Here is a 16,234-nt window from a genome sequence, read left to right as displayed (position 1 = left end):
CAGTGCCTCGTTCGACCCGACCCTCCGTGACGCCGCCGCCCGCTCCCGCGGGGACGCGCCCGCCGGACGTCGTCATGGGGCTCACGTACTACACGCCGTACGTCTCCGGCCTGACCAACGCCGCCCGCGACGTCGCCGAGGGCCTCGTGCGCCGCGGCCGCTCCGTGACGGTGATGACCACCCGCCACGACGACGCGCTGCCCGTCGAGGAGTGGGTCAACGGCGTCCGGGTGCTGCGCGCGCCGGTCGTGGCCCGGGTCGGCAAGGGCACCATCGCCCCGGCGCTGCCGGTGTGGCTGGCGGCGGCGTCGAAGGGCGCCGGCGTGGTCAACCTCCACCTGCCGCTGCTCGAGGCCGGCGTGCTGGCCGCTGCCGCCCGCGGGGCGGGCGCGCCCGTCGTCCTGACCTACCAGTGCGACGTCGACCTGCCGCCCGGCCTCGCCGGGGAGGTGCAGAAGGTCGTCGTGGACGCCTCCTCGCGGGTGGCGATGCGCCTGGCCACCACGGTCTGCACCACCTCGATCGACTACGCCGAGCACAGCCGCCTGTTCGCGTCCATGCGCGGCAAGGTGGAGGGCATCCCCGCCGCCTGCCACGACAGGTCCGGCGGCGCCCCCCGCTTCCGCGACGGGAGCGGCTTCCACGTGGGCTTCCTCGGCCGGATCGTGGAGGAGAAGGGCGTGCCGTGGCTGGTGGAGGGCTTCCGGGCCCTCGACGACGACGACGCCCGCCTCATCATCGCCGGAGACTTCGCCAAGATCGCCGGCGGCAGCGTCATCGACGCCGTCCGCGACGCCATCGGCGGCGACGACAGGATCCGCGTGCTCGGCTTCGTCCCCGACGACGCGCTGCCCGACCTGTACGCCTCGATCGACGCGTTCGCGCTGCCGTCGGTCAACGCCTTCGAGGCGTTCGGCATCGTGCAGGTGGAGGCCATGATGCTGGGCGTCCCCGCGCTGGCCAGCGACCTGCCGGGCGTGCGCGTGCCGGTGCAGCGGGTGGGGGAGGGCGTCATCGTGGCCCCCAAGGACGCCGCCGCCATCACCCGCGGGCTCGCCCAGCTGCGCGACCAGCACGTGGCGGGGACCATCGACAGGCCCGCCCTGGCGGAGCGAGCGCGCCAGCACTACGGCGTGGAGCTCACGGTCGACTCCTACGAGCGCGTCTTCGACGCCGCCCGGGCCGCCGCCCGCCGCTGACGGGCCGCCCGTGATCATGGACCTCCGGAGCACCCCGGAGGGAGGTCAGCGCAGGGGGAGGTAGACCCCGAGGGCGAAGCTCGCGACCCACGCCAGGGCCACGACCTGCAGCACCCGGTCGCGCAGGGCGATGTCCTCCGGGGCGCCCGCGCGGCCGCCGTCCACGTCCACCGCGTACCGCAGCACCGCCAGCACGAACGGCACGATGGAGATGGCCGACCAGGTCGAGCCGCCCGCCGAGACCGTGGTGGGGTCCCCCTCGCGGATCTCGAAGGCCCACAGCGCGTACGCGGTGACCATGACGCTGGCCGCCAGGCTCCACACGAACCGCAGGTAGCTCTGGGAGTACCGCAGCAGCGACGCCCGGGTGGTGCCGCCGGCGGCCTCGGCGAGCTTCATCTCGCTGTACCGCTTGCCGGACACCATGAACAGCGACCCGAACGCCGTGACCAGCAGGAACCACTGCGACAGCTCGATGCCGCTGGCCACGCCGCCGGCGATGGCGCGCAGCAGGAACCCCGAGGCGACGATGGCGATGTCGAGGACCGGCTCGTGCTTGAGGCGCACGCAGTACGCCACCTGCACCGCGAGGTAGACGGCCATGAGCACCACCAGCTGCCACGACGCCAGCGCCGCGACCCCCAGGGAGGCCAGTGCCAGCACCACCGCGGTGGCCCCGGCCGCCGGCACCGGCACCACGCCGGCGGCGATGGGGCGGTTCCGCTTGGTGGGGTGCGCGCGGTCGGCCTCGACGTCGAGGGTGTCGTTGAGCAGGTACACGGCGGAGGCCGCCAGGCAGAAGCTCACGAACGCGTAGACCGTGGTGAGGACCACGCCGGCGTCGGTGACCAGCCCCGCCGACAGCGGCGCCGCGCCCACCAGCACGTTCTTGACCCACTGGCGGGGCCGCATGGTGCGCAGCACGCCGAGCGCCGCGCCCTGCGGCGTGCGGCGGACCGGGGTGTCCACCCCCGAGCTCACCGCCGGCCGCCCGTCGCCGCGCCCCGGGAGGCGACCAGCCGGTCGGTGACCACGCCCGTCAGGGCCCCGACCAGCACGTCGGTGGGGAAGTGCAGCCCCAGCAGCACGCGCGACACCCCCTGCGCGGGGACGACGACGGGGGCCAGCGGCAGGCGCAGCAGCCGCCCGTAGGCCAGCGCCGCCGCCGTCGTCGAGGCGGCGTGGGAGGAGGGGAAGCTCAGCCGTGAGGGCGAGGTGGAGCGCACCTGCACGGCGGCGTCGCCGGGGGAGCCGTCGGTGCCGGGGCGCAGGCGCCGCACCACCCGCTTGAGGACGACGGTGGCCGCGTGCGCGCCGAGCACGGACACCAGCGCCCGCGCCCACTGCGGGCGGCGGGGCGCGTCGAGCAGCCAGCCGGCGGCGCCGATGACCAGCCACCCGGCCGCGTGGTCGCCGAAGCGCCCCAGCTGCGTGGCGGCCGCCACCACGACCGGCTGCTGCGTCCTCCGCTGGAGGGTCACGAGCAGGGAGGTCTCGGCGCCTCTGAGCGAAAGCGCACCGCTGGACGTCACGTCCTGGGACAGTACCCGGTGAGGCGAGCCCGGTCCCCCGACCGGCCGGTGGGCCTGCGTCGGCCGGTCGCCCGGACGGACGACGCGCCCCGACGTCGACGGCGGTCAAGGCTGCCCCCGGACCTGCCGAGGTGATACCTGTGCACCACCACGCCCGAGACGCCCAGCCCGCCCCCCGCCACGCCCGCCGCGCTCCCGAGCGCGCCGCAGGCGCGCAGGCAGCGGACGGGGGTGCGCGCCACCGGCGCGGGCGCTGGTGGCACAAGCCGGCCGCGCTGCTGGCCGTGGTGGCCGCCGGCGCCGGCGGCGCGCAGCTGGTGCGAGGAGGGGCCGCGCAGGCCGACACCAGCCAGCTGGTCCTCACCGGGCACGGCTACGGGCACGGCCGCGGCCTGAGCCAGTGGGGTTCCTACGGGTACTCCGTGGACCAGGGCTGGAGCTCCGCGAGGATCCTCGACCACTACTACGGCGGCACCACCGCCGGCACCATCCGCAACGACGAGGTCTCCGTCCGGCTCATGGCGCTGGACGGCGCCTCCACCATCACGCTGGTCTCCGGGGCCGACTACTACGTGGCCGGCACGGCGGTGCCCGGGGGCACCGCGGCCCGCTTCACCCGCACCGGCGGCACCTGGGCGCTCACCACGGTCGCCGGCGGCTGCGCCGCGACGGCCGGTCCGTCCCCCTCGGCGTCGCCCTCCGGGGCCTCGGCAGCCCCGGTGGACGTGGGCGCCAGTCCGGCGGTCTGGCTCGCCGGCGACCCGGGTGACGACCGCTCCAGGATGTTCACCGTCTGCGGCACCGGCGCCACCTACCGCGGCAACTTCCGCCCGGTGGTCGACAGCACCGGCGCCTCCCACCTCGTCAACTTCGTGCCCATCGAGCAGTACCTGCGCGGCGTGGTGCCCTCGGAGTCCCCGGCCTCCTGGGGCGACGCCGCCGGTGGCGCCGGCATGGCCGCGCTGGAGGCCCAGGCCGTCGCGGCCCGGTCCTACTCCCGCTCGGAGGGCCGCTACAGCTACGCCCAGACCTGCGACACCACCTCCTGCCAGGTCTACGGCGGCGCGGGCCGCGAGGACCGCCGCACGGACACGGCCATCCGCAGCACCGCCGGCGTGGTGCGCCTGGACTCCAAGGGCGCGGTGGTGCGCACCGAGTTCAGCTCTTCCACGGGCGGCTGGACCGCGGGCGGGGCCTTCCCGGCCGTGGAGGACGCCGGGGACTCCCGCTCGCCGTACCACGACTGGAAGGTCACGATCGACGGCCCGACCGTCAGCCGCGCCTGGCCGCAGATCGGCACCTTCTCGAGCATGCAGGTGACCGGCCGCAACGGCCTCGGGGCCGACGGCGGACGCGCCACCACGGTGGTGGTCACGGGCAGCTCCGGCACCGTGAAGACCACCGGCAACGACGTGCGCAGCCGCCTGGGGCTGCGCTCGGACTGGTTCTCCGTGGTGGCGCCCTCCACGCAGGTCTGGATGCTGCGCGGCAGCACCGACGGTGGCGACCCGGCGCTCACCTCCCGCTTCGGCGGTCCGAAGGACACCACCCTGGCGTGCGACTTCGACGGCTCCGGCCGCGACGGGCTGACCACGTACCGCAACGGCGTGTGGACCAAGCGCGACGACGCCTCCGCCCCCGACCCGAGCGCCGTGGCAGCCGCCGACGCGACGGTCTCCTACGGCGCCGCCTGGATGCTGCCGGTGTGCGGTGACTGGGACGGCGACGGCAAGGACGGCATCGGCGTCTACGACACCCGCACCGGCACCTGGTACCTGCGCAACTCCTTCACCGGCGGCAACCCCGAGGTCAAGTTCCAGTACGGCTGGTCCGCCGCCCTGCCCGTGGTGGGCGACTGGGACGGCGACGGCAAGGACTCCATCGGCGTCTACTACGCCGGCACGTGGATGCTCCGGAACACCGCGACCCCGGGCCGGCCCGACACCACCGTCCAGTACGGGTGGAAGGGCGCCACGCCGGTGACCGGTGACTGGGCGGGGAGCGGCACGTCTGGTATCGGCGTGTTCTCCGACGGACGGTGGATGCTCCGTGACACGGTGTCACCGGGTGACCCGCAGCGGCTGTTCGACTACGGGGTGCCCGGAGACGCCCCGGTGCCCGGCCGCTGGACGACCGGCTCCGACGGCGCCGGCATCACCCGCCCGAGCGTCTGACGCGCCAGACCCGCGCGTCCTCCCGCCGGACGGGCCCGCCCTGCCTGGCGGACCCGCCCGCGCACCCATCCGACAGATCCCACCCGCCGACCGAGACGACCGGTCGCCCGTCCGCTGACGGGGCGGCCGAGCGCGAGGAGAAGCACCTGTGAAGACCCCCACGTCCAGCGTCGAGCCCTCCCCGCGGGAGGCTCCGCGCACCAGCCGGGCCGCGAGGTGGTGGGGCGGCCGCTGGGCGCTGCGCTGCGGAGCCCTCGCCGTCCTCGCCTCCGGCGCCGGCGTGGTGCCGGTGGCGGGGGCGGGCGCCGCTGCCCCGCCGCCCGTCACACCCACGGCGCAGGTGCTGTCCGTGCCCGCCGTCGACGGCCCGGTCGCGTCCGAGGACGCGCCGCCGGTGGTCGTCTCCCCGCTGGCCCCGGGCGCGGTCAGGACGCCCTTCCTCAAGGGCGACGCCCTGGCGGCCGCGGGCGTGCAGACCCTGCCCCCCGACCAGCCGGTGAAGCTCCTCGCCACGGGCCCCAAGACCACCCGGTCCTTCAACATGGTCTCGGTGCTGTGGGACGGGGCGCCGGTCCCGAGCATCGGCGTGGAGGTCCGCGTCCGCACCGGCACCGGGTGGACCGACTGGCAGCCGCTCGAGGTGGAGGACTCCTCGCCCGACCCGGGGAGCCCCGAGCTGTCGCGCGCCACCCGCAAGGGCGGCACCACCCCGCTGTGGGTCTCCGGCGGAGCCGACGCCGTCGACGTCCGGGTCGCCCTGCCGTCGTCCGCCGGCAGCGCCGCCGCCGTCACCAACGTGCGGACCAGCCTCGTGGACCCCAAGACCTCGGTGACCACCGCCGACGGGCTGGCCAGGTCGGCGGGCTCGTCGCCCGCCGCCACGGCCCGCGCCGACACCCGCGCGATGCCCGGCGTCATCACCCGCGCGCAGTGGGGGGCCGACGAGTCGATGCGCCTCAAGAACTGCAGCGCGCCCACCTACACCGGCACCCCGAAGGTCGCCCTCGTCCACCACACCGCGGGCTCCAACTCCTACTCCGCCGCGGACTCCGCCGCGATCGTGCGCGGCATCTACTACGAGCACACGCAGGTCCAGGGCTGGTGCGACATCGGCTACAACTTCCTGGTCGACAAGTACGGCCAGGTCTTCGAGGGCCGCTACGGGGGCATGGACAAGGCCGTGCTCGGGGCGCACACCGGCGGGTTCAACACCGACACCTTCGGCGTGTCCATGCTGGGCAACTTCGAGACCGCCACCCCCACGAGCGCGGGGATGGACGCCCTCGCCCGCGTCATCGCCTGGAAGTTCGCGATCTCCCACACCGACCCCACCGGCACGGCGACGCTCACGAGCGCCGGCCTGTCGGGCTCCAACATCCGCTACCAGGCCGGGGCCCAGGTGACGGTGAGCACCATCTCCGGCCACCGCGACCTCAACGCCACCGCCTGCCCGGGGGCCAACCTCTACTCCCAGCTCCCGTCGCTGCGCACCAGGGTCGCGCAGCTGGTGTCGGAGAAGGAGTGGGACCTGCGCACCACGTCGTCCCCGGGCGCACCCGACGGCACCGCCTACTTCGGCGACCCCAGGGGCACCGCCCTGTCGTGCGACTGGGACGGCGACGGCACCGACGGGCTGGCCGTCTACAGCGCCGGCCAGTGGGCCGTCCAGCAGTCACCCTCCAGCAGCGGACCGGACCTCACGTTCAGCTACGGCTCCTCCACCATGGTCCCCGTCTGCGGAGACTGGACCGGCAGCGGCACCGACGGGATCGGCGTCTACGACCCGGCCACCTACACGTGGTGGCTGCGCGACACCGCCACCCCCGGACCGCCGGACCACAAGTTCGTCTACGGGTTCAAGGGCGTCCGCCCCGTGGTCGGCGACTGGGACGGCAAGGGCCGCTCGGGCATCGGCGTCTACGACGGCTACAGCTGGTGGCTGCGCGGCACCGCCACCCCCGGCCCGGCCGGCGCCGTCTTCCAGTACGGCTGGCCGCAGGCCACCCCCGTGGTCGGCGACTGGGACGGCGACGGCAGGGACACCGTCGGCGTCTACTCCGCCGGCACGTGGTGGCTGCGCAACTCCATCACGCCCGGGCAGCCCGACTCCCTCTTCGGCTACGGCGCCGCCACGGACAGGCCCGTCGTGGGCCGCTGGGACGTGAGCGGGGTCTCGACCGGGTCCGCCACCAGCACGCCGGACCGCGGTGACGGCGTGGGCGTCTGGCGCACCTGGCCGTAGCCCGACGAGGCCCTGACGACGACCGGCCCGTCCCCGCACCGTGCGGGGGCGGGCCGTCTCGTCGTCGTCCTGCTGTCGGACCGCGACCGGCTGCGGAGGGGGTCAGGCGTCGAGCGCGGCGAGGTCGGCGTCGACCATGGCGCCGACCACGTCAGCGAACGAGCGCGTGGGCGCCCAGCCGAGCACCTCGCGGGCGAGCCGCGGGTCCCCCACGAGGTCGGCGGCGTCGTTGGGGCGCACGAAGGCCGGGTCGGTGCGCACGAGGTGGCGCCACTGCGCCACCCCGGCGCGGGTGAACGCCGCGGCGACGAAGTCCTCCACCGAGTGGGACGTGCCGGTGGCCACCACCACGTCCAGCGGCTCGTCGTGGCGCAGCGCCGCGACCATGGCGCGGACCGTGTCCGGCGCCCAGCCCCAGTCGCGGCGGGCGGCGGTGTTGCCGAGCACCAGCTCGTCGGCGCGGCCGCGGGCGATCGCCGCGACCGTCGAGGTGATCTTGCGGGTGACGAAGCGCGCCGGGCGGCGGGGCGACTCGTGCGGGTAGAGCACCGCGTTCACCGCGAACGCGCCGCCGGCGCGGTGCAGCTGCACGAGGTGGTGGGCGTAGGCCTTCGCGGCCCCGTACGGGGTCACGGGGACGACGGGCGTCGACTCGTCCTGCGGGGTCACGCCGGCGCCGGCGAAGACCTCGGCGCTGGAGGCCTGCAGCACCCGCACCGGGCCGCCGCCGGTGGCGGTGGTGCTCGCCGCGGCGTGCAGGATCGCGGCGGGCAGCACCGCGTCGAGCAGCGCGGTCTCCACCGGCTCCTCCCACGAGCGGGCCACGGAGCTCTCGGCGGCGAGGTTGTAGACCTCGTCGGGCCGGACCTCCCGCACCAGCGCCGCGGCCGCGCCGGGGTCGAGCAGGTCCGCGGTGTGGACGACGAGCCGGTCGCCCAGGGCCTCCAGGTGCGCCGGCAGCGGCCCCGCGCCGCGGCGCACGCCGTGCACGAGGGTGCCCTCGGCGGCGAGCAGTTCGGCGAGGTAGCCGCCGTCCTGCCCGGTCACGCCGGTGACCAGCGCCACCCGGCGGGTGGCGCCCGGGGGCGCGCTCTGCTGCTGCGTCACTTGCCGGCGAGCGCCTTCTGCTCGGCGAGGTCGGCGTCGACCATCATCCGGACCAGCTCGGTGAACCCGACCTTGAGCTCCCACCCGAGCTGGGTCTTGGCCTTGGTGGGGTCACCGATGAGCAGGTCGACCTCGGCGGGGCGCATGAAGGCCGGGTCCTGGCGCACGACCTTGGACCAGTCGTCGATGCCGACGTGGGCGAAGGCCACGTCCAGCAGCTCGCTGATGGCGTGGGTCTCACCGGTGGCCACCACGTAGTCGTCGGCGACGTCTTGCTGCAGCATCCGCCACATCGCCTCGACGTAGTCCCCGGCGAAGCCCCAGTCGCGGCGGGCGTCGAGGTTGCCCAGCACCAGCTCGTCCTGCAGGCCCAGGGAGATCCGGGCGACGGCCTGGGAGACCTTGCGGGTGACGAACTCCGGGCCGCGGCGGGGGCTCTCGTGGTTGAACAGGATCCCCGAGGAGGCGTGCATGCCGTAGGACTCGCGGTAGTTGATGGTCATGTAGTGGCCGAAGACCTTGGCCACGCCGTAGGGCGAGCGCGGCCACAGCAGGGTGTCCTCCTTCTGGGGCACCTGCTGGACCTTGCCGAACATCTCCGAGGAGGAGGCCTGGTAGAAGCGGACCTTGTCCACGTCGTCGCCGGCGTAGAGGCGGACGGCCTCCAGGGCGTTGAGGACGCCCTTGCCGGTGACCTCGGCGGTGAGGTCGGCGTTCTCCCAGGAGTAGGCCACGAAGGAGATGGCGCCGAGGTTGTAGAACTCGTCGGGCTGGGCGATGTTCAGGGCCCTGATCAGGGAGGACAGGTCCATGAGGTCGCCGGTGAGGACCTTGACCCCGGGCACCTCGCGGGCCAGCAGCGGCAGCTTGGGGTTGTTCTGCCCGCGCACCAGGCCGTAGACCTCGTAGCCCTTGGACAGCAGCAGCTCGGACAGGTAGAGACCGTCCTGGCCGGTGACTCCGGTGATCAGCGCGCGCTTGGCCATGCGCCGACCCTAGGGGACGGGCTCACCGCCGTCCTCGGAGCGCTCCCGTGTGCCACCCTGGTGGCGGGCCCCTGACCGGGCTCCCGGACGAGGGTGCCGTACCCGGACAGCGACAAGACGGCCGTGCTCCTGCCCCCCCGACCCGTGGAGGTCCGTCGTGTCCTGGCTCGTGCTCGTCCTGTCCGGTGTGCTGGAGGCCGTCTGGGCCACCGCCCTGGGGCGCTCGGAGGGCTTCAGCCGCCCCGGCCCCACCGCCGTGTTCGCCGTCGCGATCCTCGCGAGCATGGCCGGCCTCGCCTACGCGATGCGCGAGCTGCCCGTGGGCACCTCGTACGCGGTGTGGGTGGGCATCGGCGCCGTGCTCACGGTCGCGTACGCGATGGTCACCGGCACCGAGCCGGTGTCGGTGCTCAAGGTGGTGTTCCTGACCATGATCGTCGGTGGTGTGGTGGGTCTCAAGCTCGCTCACTGACGCCCCGCGTCACGGGGCGGCGGCGCGGGCGGTCAGGCGGTGCCCTCCTGGGCGGCGACGCGCTCGGCGTCGGGGGCGCCCGGCCCCAGCAGCACCGCGCTGCCGCCCCCGGCCAGCGCAGCGAGCACGGCGTCGAGCGCGGCCGCGTCGCCGACCTCGCGCACGTCGACGAGCACCCGTGCGCCCGGTGCCGCCGCGGTGGCGACCACGAGCCCCGGCGCGTCGGGCACGAAGGGGAAGGCGTCGCCGAAGCCCGCGACCACCGCGGCGGCGTCCAGCGCCCCCGCCGGCACGGAGGTCGCGCGCAGCGCCAGCGCGCCCAGCGCCTGGACCACCACGTGCTCGGCACCGGCGGGCGCGGGCGCTCCGTCGGCGACCACCGCGACGCGGGCGTCGTCGTCGTCCTCCACCGGCTCGGCGCCGACCGCGCCGAGCGCGAGCCGCCAGGCCACCGTCCGCCAGTGCGCGGGCAGGGCGAGCACCACGCCGTCCCCGGTCTCGACGTCCAGCTCCTCCACGAGGAGGTTGGCGGTCTTGGCCACCCAGTTCTCCAGCACCCGCGCCGACAGCTCCACGCGCTCCCCGTCGGCGCCGTACCAGGTCACTCGGGGGCGGCCGGAGTCCTGCGCGCGCAGGCGGGCCAGGAGGCGGGCGACGTCGACGCGGTCCGTGGGCGAGCTCACGACGACGACGGTAGGCGGCACGCCGGAGCGGGTTCCGCGCCGCCCGGCGCAGCCCGCAGGATGAGGGGGTGACGGCGGGTGGTGCTCCGGTGGCGCAGGGCGTGCTCGTGCTGCGCCAGCCGCTGGACCTGTCCGCCACGCTGGGCGCCCTGCGCCGCGGAGGAGGGGACCCCGCGGTGCGCCGCGAGGGGATCGGCCCCTGGTCGATGTGGTGGTGGGCCACCCGCACGCCCCACGGCCCGGCGCTGCTGCGGCTGCGCCACCTGCCGCCCGCGGTGCTGGGCGGCGGTCCTCACGGCGTGGTCGAGGCCTCCGCCTGGGGCGAGGGCGCCGCGTGCGCCGTCGACGGTGCGGCGGAGCTGCTGGGGGAGGACCAGGACGACAGCGGGTTCGTGCCGCGGGCCGAGCACGCCGTGCTGGTCTCCGCGTGGCGCCGCCACCGGGGCGTGCGGGTGCCGCGCACCCGCGCGGTCTTCGAGGCCCTCGCCGGCGCCGCGATCGAGCAGGTGGTGACGGGCGTGGAGGCGCACCGCGCCTGGCGCGACCTGCTGCGCCGCTTCGGCGAGCCCGCCCCGGGCGGCCTGCACGACGCCGGACCGGGCGGCCCGTCAGCGCCCGGTGGGCCCGCCGAGGGCATGCGGGTGCCGCCGAGCGCCCGCGCGTGGGCCGCGATCCCCAGCTGGGAGTGGCTGCGCGCCGGGGTGGAGGAGCGCCGCCGCCGCGTGGTGCTGCACGCCGCGCGGTGCGCCCCGGCGCTGGAGCGCACCGTGCACCTGCCGCCGGAGCGCGTGGAGCCGGCGCTGCGCACCCTGCCGGGCGTGGGCGTGTGGACGGCCGCCGAGGTGCGCCACCGCGCCCACGGCGACCCCGACGCCTTCTCCTTCGCGGACTACCACGTGGCCAAGAACGTCTCCTACGCGCTGACGGGCGAGGTCCTCGACGACGCGGGCTGCGCCGAGGTCATCGAGTGCTACCGCGGGCACCGGTACCGGGTGCAGCGGCTGCTCGAGCTGGACGGCGTCGCGCGCCCGCGCCGCGCGGCGCGGATGACGCTGCCGACGCACGTGCCCGTGGCCACCGGTATGCGCAGCTGAGGGACTCCCGTGGACGGGCCCTGGGCGGTCGGCGTCAGAGTCGCAGGCGGCGCAGCAGGCGCGGCGGCGCCCAGCGCAGCGCCTCGGTGACCACCTGGGCGCCCGGCGGTGCCCACACCACGTCGCTCCCGGCCTCCAGGCCCTGCGCGGTGAGGTCGGCGACGGCCTCCTTGGTGGTGGCCAGCCAGGCCGACCGCCCCGCCGTCATCCGCGTCCGCACGAAGCCCGGGCGCACCACCACCACGCGCACGCCGTCGCCGCGGACCGCCTCGCGCAGCCCCGAGGCGAACGCGTCGAGCCCGGCCTTGCTGGCGCCGTAGGCGAAGTCGGTGGAGCGGGCGCGCACGGCCGCGGCGCTGGAGAGCACCACGAGGGTGCCGCCGCGCTGGGCCCGCAGCCGCTGCGCCACCTCGGCGGCCAGCGCCACGGGTGCCGCGGTGTTGACCTGCACGAGGTCGGCGGCGGCCGTCGGGTCCTGCCAGGAGCGCTTCCCGTCGGGCAGCACCCCCACCGCGAGGACGACGACGTCGACAGGGCCGACGGGCACCCCGGCGGCCACGCCGCGGGACCCGAAGGCCTCCGCCAGCGCCGGTGACCACGTGGCGGGCGCGCGGGCGTCCAGCGGCACGGCGCGCGCGGAGTGCCCCTCGGCGGCCAGCGCCGCCACGGCCTCGGACAGCCGGGGTCCGGGGCGACCGGCGAGCACCACGTCCAGCGGCCGCTCGCGCCCGAGGCGCCTCACGAGGGCCAGGCCGATGTCGGAGGTGCCACCGAGCAGCAGCACGCGCTGCGGCTCGTGGGGCGGGCGGACCGGCAGCGCGGCCGGGGCGGCCGGGCCGGCCGCGGGGTCGTCGTCGCGACCCGTCAGCCGGCTCGCCAGCTGGTCCGAGACGCGGTCTGCGAGGTCGCCGAGCGGCAGCTTGGGGAGGCGCACCCGAGCCATGCTGGCCTGGGGGCGGCCCAGGGGCCAGAGCGGGCCACGGCGGACCACGGCGGGCCACAGCGGGCCCCGGTGCCGGTGTGAAGATGGACGACGTGCACATCTCGGCCATCGCCGGTGGTGTGGGCGGTGCGCGCTTCCTGCGCGGGCTGCTCGCCCACCTCGCGGCCTCGCCCGACCCCGACCGCCGGAGCGCCCGCGTGACCGCCGTCGTCAACACCGGCGACGACACCACCATGCACGGCCTGCGCATCACGCCCGACCTCGACACGGTGATGTACACCCTCGGCGGCGCCGTCCACGAGGAGCAGGGCTGGGGCCGGCGCGACGAGACCCGCGTGGTCTCCTCCGAGCTCGCCGCGTACGGGACGGGCCCCGACTGGTTCACCCTGGGGGACCGCGACCTCGGCACGCACGTCTTCCGCACCCAGCTGCTGCGCGAGGGCCTGCCGCTCTCGGCCGTGGTGGAGCGGCTGTGCCAGCGGTGGCTGCCGGACCCGGGGGAGGGGCGCCCGCGCGTGCGGCTGCTGCCCATGAGCGACGACGACGTCGAGACGCACGTCCACCTCGCCGACGGCCGCACCGTCCACTTCCAGGAGTGGTGGGTGCGGCTGCGCGCCTCGGTGCCCGCCACGGGCTTCACGCAGGTGGGGGTGGACGCCGCGAAGCCCGCACCCGGCGTGGTCGAGGCGCTGCGCGACGCCGACGCGGTGCTCCTGCCGCCGTCCAACCCCGTGGTGAGCATCGGCACGGTGCTCGGGGTGCCGGGGGTCCGCGAGGCCCTGCGCGAGGGGGGCGCGCCCGTGGTCGGCGTCTCCCCGGTGCTGGGGGGCCGCGTGGTGCGGGGCATGGCCGACGCCTGCCTGACCGCGATCGGCGTCGAGACCTCCGCCCTGGGGGTGGCCGGCCTCTACGCGGACCTGCTGGACGCCTGGCTGGTCGACGACGACGCGGACGGCGCCCTCGACGGCGCCGCCGTGCCCGGGGCCGCGCCCGGCCGGGGGCGCGTGCTCGCGCGGCCCCTGCTCATGAGCTCGCCGCAGGCCGCCGCCGACCTCGCCGGAGCCGCCCTCGACGCCGCCCTGGCCACCGGCCGCCGAAGCCCTCGACCGTGATCATGGGCGACAGGAACGGGAGGGTGCTCCGGACGTCCATGATCACGGTGGTGAGAGGGGGTGGCCGCGTGGTGGCCGAGGGCGTGGGGCTGCTCGCCGCAGCGCTCGCCCGGGTCGACGGCGCCACCTGCCGCGTGGTCGAGGTGCCGGGCGTGCCCGGCGCCCGCGACGGTGAGCGGGTGCGGGTGCGGGTGTGCTCCGGTGCCCGGGGGCGCACCTACGCCCGCGGCGGCACCACGTACGGCACCACCTACGTCACCGGCTCCGACCCGCGCACGTGCGCCGACGACCGGCTCCGCCACGAGGCCGTCCACGTGCTGCAGTGGCGGCGCTGGGGGCTGCTCCTGCCGCTGCTGTACGGCCTGTCCGAGCTGCGCGCCGGAGGCGACCCCACCCGCAACCGCTTCGAGGCCGCCGCCGGCCTGCGCGACGGAGGTTACGCATGAGCACCACCCCTGCGGCCACCACCGCCCCGCTGCCGCCCGCCGAGGTGGTGGCCCTCTCGGTGCCGGGCCTGCCCGAGATCGGCCCGGGTGACGACCTCGCCGGCCTGCTCGCCCGCGCCTGCGCCGCGGCGGGGATCGCGCTGGGGGCCGGGGACGTCGTCGTCGTCGCCAGCAAGGTGGTGGCCAAGGCGGAGGGCCGGGCCGTCCCGGCGGCGGTGCGCGAGCAGGCCCTCGACGAGCAGTCGGTGCGGCTCGTGGCGGAGCGGGGCCTGCCGGACGGGCGCACCACGCGGGTGGTGCACTCCCGGTCCGGGCCGGTGATGGCCGCCGCGGGCATCGACGCCTCCGACGTCGCCGAGGGCACCGTGCTGCTGCTCCCCGCCGACCCCGACGCCTCCGCGCGAGCCCTGCGGACCCGCCTGCGGGCGCTGCTCGAGCCCGCCCTGGGCGGCGGAGCCCCGGCCGTGGTGGTCAGCGACACCAGCGGGCGGCCCTGGCGCGACGGCGTCACCGACTTCGCACTCGGCGCCGCGGGCCTGGAGGTCCTCGACGACGCCCGCGGACGCCTCGACAGGTCCGGCCGCGTCATGGAGGTCACCGTGCGCGGCGTGGCCGACGAGGTCGCCGCGCTCGCGGACCTCGTCAAGGGCAAGGCCGCCGGCACGCCCGTGGCCCTGGTGCGCGGCCTGGACGCGCACGTGGGCGACGACGACGGCACCGGCGCCGCCCGCCTGGTGCGCACCGGACCCGGCGACTGGTTCGCCTTCGGCCACGTCGAGGCGGTCCGCGCGGCGCTCGGGCTGGGCGAGCGGGAGGTGGCGCCGCCGCCCATCGCCCCGGGCGGCCCGGTCCGCGAGCGGGTGGCGCGCGCCGTGGACGTGGCGGCCGCGGGACGCGGCCTCGGCGGCGCGGCCGTCTCGGCCGACGGGGACGTGCTCGCCGTCAGCGGGCCGGCGTACGACGTGGGCGCGGCCGTGGAGCGGCTGCGCGCCGCGCTGTGGGCCGAGCGGCTCGAGGCCGACGTGGTGCCTGGCGCCGTGCGGACGGTGGACGGCGAGGAGGTCGTGGACGCTTCCGTGGCCGTCGAGCTGCGGGCGCGCGAGCGCGCCTGACCGCCGAGGCGTCCCCGCGCGCCCCCAGGCCCGGCTGGCCCGGCTGGCCCACCGCTGCACCGGCTGGCCCGCCGCCGCAGGTGACCGTGGTCAGTCCCGGGGGTGACCGTGGTCAGGTGCGGTGGCGTTCGCCCTGGAGCGCTCGCCGCAGGTGACCTCGGTCAGTCCCAGGAGTGACCGAGGTCAGGTGCCGAGGCTCCGCCACCGGCGCGCCGGCCCGCCGGCCCCCTGTCGGTGGTCGCGCTGCGTGACGGGCTGTCGGTGGTGCCTGCGAGGCTGCGGCCGAGCCGTCACCGTGGCGCATGTGATCGGTGGTACAGATGTGACTCGTGGGGCATAGTCCCAGGTCAGTGGCGCGTCCCCGTCCCCCGTCGTCGTCGCCCGTCCGATCCGCCCGTTCCGTCCCCGCGCCCAGGTGGGCCCGGAGTGTCCGGCGGTGTCCGTTCTGCCCCGCGGCGCGCAGGGCGCGACACGCCCAGCGGACCAAACACGTGCCGCCGCTTCCTGCGTTTCGCCTGCACGCCGCGTAGTCGCACGTATGTAATTCAGTCACCGCCTCGCAGGGCGGGAGCTCCTCCGCGGGGCTCGCTGAGACTGATCCAAGGAGTCGAGATGAGCGAGAGCACCACCGTCTCCCTCGGCCTGCCGCGACCGCGGACGGCCCTCCCCACCGAGACGGGACAGATGCCCGTCATCGCCGCCCCGAGCGCCGGCGTCATCGCCCCGCGCAGCTCGTTCGAGGCGCTCACCGGCCCCTCGCTGGAGGAGCTCTCCCCGGAGCTCGAGGCCGAGCTGGACGACCTGGCCGACGACCTGGCCGACGTCGAGGACGACGACGACGAGGACGCCGAGCCCCTCGACGGCGACCCGGCGCTGGAGCTGCTCCTCGGCGAGGGCGACGCCGACGACGCCGTCGACTGGCAGGAGCGCGCCCTGTGCGCGCAGACCGACCCCGAGAGCTTCTTCCCCGAGAAGGGCGGCTCGACCCGCGAGGCCAAGCGCGTCTGCATGAGCTGCGAGGTGCGCGTGCCGTGCCTGGAGTACGCGCTGGCCAACGACGAGCGCTTCGGCATCTGGGGCGGGCTCTCCGAGCGCGAGCGGCGCCGCGTCAAGCGCCGCGCGGTCTGAGCCC

The 16,234-nt window shown here is 76.2% G+C and carries 15 protein-coding genes and 1 riboswitch; of the genes, 9 read left to right on the top strand and 6 right to left on the bottom strand.

Annotated features, from left to right (window positions below):
• Positions 1-2 precede the first annotated feature (2 nt).
• On the top strand, positions 3-1,199 hold the full coding sequence (locus H7K62_RS14355) for a glycosyltransferase family 4 protein (protein ID WP_222437625.1): 1,197 nt from the start codon (positions 3-5) through the stop codon (positions 1,197-1,199).
• 45 nt (positions 1,200-1,244) lie between these two features.
• On the opposite strand, the gene H7K62_RS14350 is transcribed toward H7K62_RS14355, so the two are convergent.
• Together H7K62_RS14350 and H7K62_RS24035 are read right to left on the bottom strand one after the other, a co-directional pair.
• Entirely contained in the window at positions 1,245-2,180 is a 936-nt protein-coding gene (locus H7K62_RS14350; RefSeq protein WP_186719438.1) for a decaprenyl-phosphate phosphoribosyltransferase, read from the bottom strand.
• Positions 2,177-2,731, bottom strand: coding sequence for a phosphatase PAP2 family protein (locus H7K62_RS24035; protein WP_222437624.1), 555 nt, complete (start codon positions 2,729-2,731; stop codon positions 2,177-2,179). Before H7K62_RS24035 ends, H7K62_RS14350 begins: the two co-directional genes overlap by 4 nt.
• A gap of 140 nt (positions 2,732-2,871) precedes the next feature.
• Here H7K62_RS24035 and H7K62_RS14340 point away from each other — a divergent pair, with 140 nt between their 5' ends.
• Positions 2,872-4,905 (top strand): SpoIID/LytB domain-containing protein, encoded by a 2,034-nt coding sequence (locus H7K62_RS14340; RefSeq protein WP_186719437.1) that lies wholly within the window; start codon positions 2,872-2,874, stop codon positions 4,903-4,905.
• A gap of 148 nt (positions 4,906-5,053) precedes the next feature.
• Positions 5,054-7,147 carry a peptidoglycan recognition protein family protein gene (locus tag H7K62_RS24030; RefSeq protein ID WP_186719435.1) on the top strand — a complete coding sequence of 698 codons (2,094 nt, stop codon included), beginning with the start codon at positions 5,054-5,056 and terminating at the stop codon, positions 7,145-7,147.
• Positions 7,148-7,249: 102 nt separating this feature from the next.
• On the opposite strand, the gene H7K62_RS14330 is transcribed toward H7K62_RS24030, so the two are convergent.
• Together H7K62_RS14330 and H7K62_RS14325 are read right to left on the bottom strand one after the other, a co-directional pair.
• Positions 7,250-8,254: a GDP-mannose 4,6-dehydratase gene (locus H7K62_RS14330; protein WP_186719427.1), complete on the bottom strand. Its 1,005-nt coding sequence runs from the start codon at positions 8,252-8,254 to the stop codon at positions 7,250-7,252.
• Positions 8,251-9,240 carry a GDP-mannose 4,6-dehydratase gene (locus H7K62_RS14325; protein WP_186719425.1) on the bottom strand — a complete coding sequence of 330 codons (990 nt, stop codon included), beginning with the start codon at positions 9,238-9,240 and terminating at the stop codon, positions 8,251-8,253. Before H7K62_RS14325 ends, H7K62_RS14330 begins: the two co-directional genes overlap by 4 nt.
• A gap of 62 nt (positions 9,241-9,302) precedes the next feature.
• Positions 9,303-9,368: riboswitch (guanidine-III (ykkC-III) riboswitch) on the top strand.
• Between the two features lie 29 nt (positions 9,369-9,397).
• Between H7K62_RS14325 and H7K62_RS14320 the strand changes: the two genes are divergently transcribed.
• On the top strand, positions 9,398-9,712 hold the full coding sequence (locus H7K62_RS14320; RefSeq protein ID WP_186719423.1) for a DMT family transporter: 315 nt from the start codon (positions 9,398-9,400) through the stop codon (positions 9,710-9,712).
• 32 nt (positions 9,713-9,744) lie between these two features.
• Here H7K62_RS14320 and H7K62_RS14315 read toward each other — a convergent pair whose 3' ends face one another.
• Positions 9,745-10,395 (bottom strand): TIGR03089 family protein, encoded by a 651-nt coding sequence (locus H7K62_RS14315; protein ID WP_186719421.1) that lies wholly within the window; start codon positions 10,393-10,395, stop codon positions 9,745-9,747.
• A 68-nt stretch (positions 10,396-10,463) separates the two neighbouring features.
• Between H7K62_RS14315 and H7K62_RS14310 the strand changes: the two genes are divergently transcribed.
• Positions 10,464-11,489 carry a DNA-3-methyladenine glycosylase family protein gene (locus H7K62_RS14310; protein ID WP_222437623.1) on the top strand — a complete coding sequence of 342 codons (1,026 nt, stop codon included), beginning with the start codon at positions 10,464-10,466 and terminating at the stop codon, positions 11,487-11,489.
• Between the two features lie 34 nt (positions 11,490-11,523).
• Here H7K62_RS14310 and H7K62_RS14305 read toward each other — a convergent pair whose 3' ends face one another.
• Positions 11,524-12,423 (bottom strand): SDR family NAD(P)-dependent oxidoreductase, encoded by a 900-nt coding sequence (locus H7K62_RS14305; RefSeq protein ID WP_222437622.1) that lies wholly within the window; start codon positions 12,421-12,423, stop codon positions 11,524-11,526.
• 101 nt (positions 12,424-12,524) lie between these two features.
• Here H7K62_RS14305 and cofD point away from each other — a divergent pair, with 101 nt between their 5' ends.
• The 4 genes from cofD (at position 12,525) to H7K62_RS14285 (ending at position 16,230) form a co-directional block, all read left to right on the top strand.
• Positions 12,525-13,544 (top strand): 2-phospho-L-lactate transferase, encoded by a 1,020-nt coding sequence (gene cofD / locus H7K62_RS14300; protein WP_186719595.1) that lies wholly within the window; start codon positions 12,525-12,527, stop codon positions 13,542-13,544.
• A gap of 23 nt (positions 13,545-13,567) precedes the next feature.
• The gene (locus H7K62_RS14295) at positions 13,568-13,990 is read left to right on the top strand and encodes a hypothetical protein (protein ID WP_222437620.1); all 423 of its coding nucleotides are present in this window, start codon (positions 13,568-13,570) and stop codon (positions 13,988-13,990) included.
• A complete protein-coding gene (gene cofE, locus H7K62_RS14290; protein WP_186719415.1) occupies positions 13,987-15,102 on the top strand; it encodes a coenzyme F420-0:L-glutamate ligase in 1,116 nt (371 codons plus the stop codon). The genes H7K62_RS14295 and cofE overlap by 4 nt, the downstream gene beginning before the upstream one ends.
• 873 nt (positions 15,103-15,975) lie before the next feature.
• On the top strand, positions 15,976-16,230 hold the full coding sequence (locus H7K62_RS14285) for a WhiB family transcriptional regulator (protein ID WP_186719591.1): 255 nt from the start codon (positions 15,976-15,978) through the stop codon (positions 16,228-16,230).
• The last annotated feature ends 4 nt before the right edge of the window (positions 16,231-16,234 follow it).

This window comes from Quadrisphaera sp. RL12-1S (genome assembly GCF_014270065.1).
Classification (GTDB): Bacteria; Actinomycetota; Actinomycetes; order Actinomycetales; family Quadrisphaeraceae; genus Quadrisphaera.
Note: the sequence above shows the minus strand (reverse complement) of the source record. Positions and strands in the feature narration are given on the sequence as shown.

Coding starts and splice junctions, on each gene's coding strand:
- H7K62_RS14325 (WP_186719425.1), bottom strand. CDS start 9,240: ATGGCCAAGCGCGCGCTGATCACCGGAGTCACCGGCCAGGACGGTCTC.
- cofE (WP_186719415.1), top strand. CDS start 13,987: ATGAGCACCACCCCTGCGGCCACCACCGCCCCGCTGCCGCCCGCCGAG.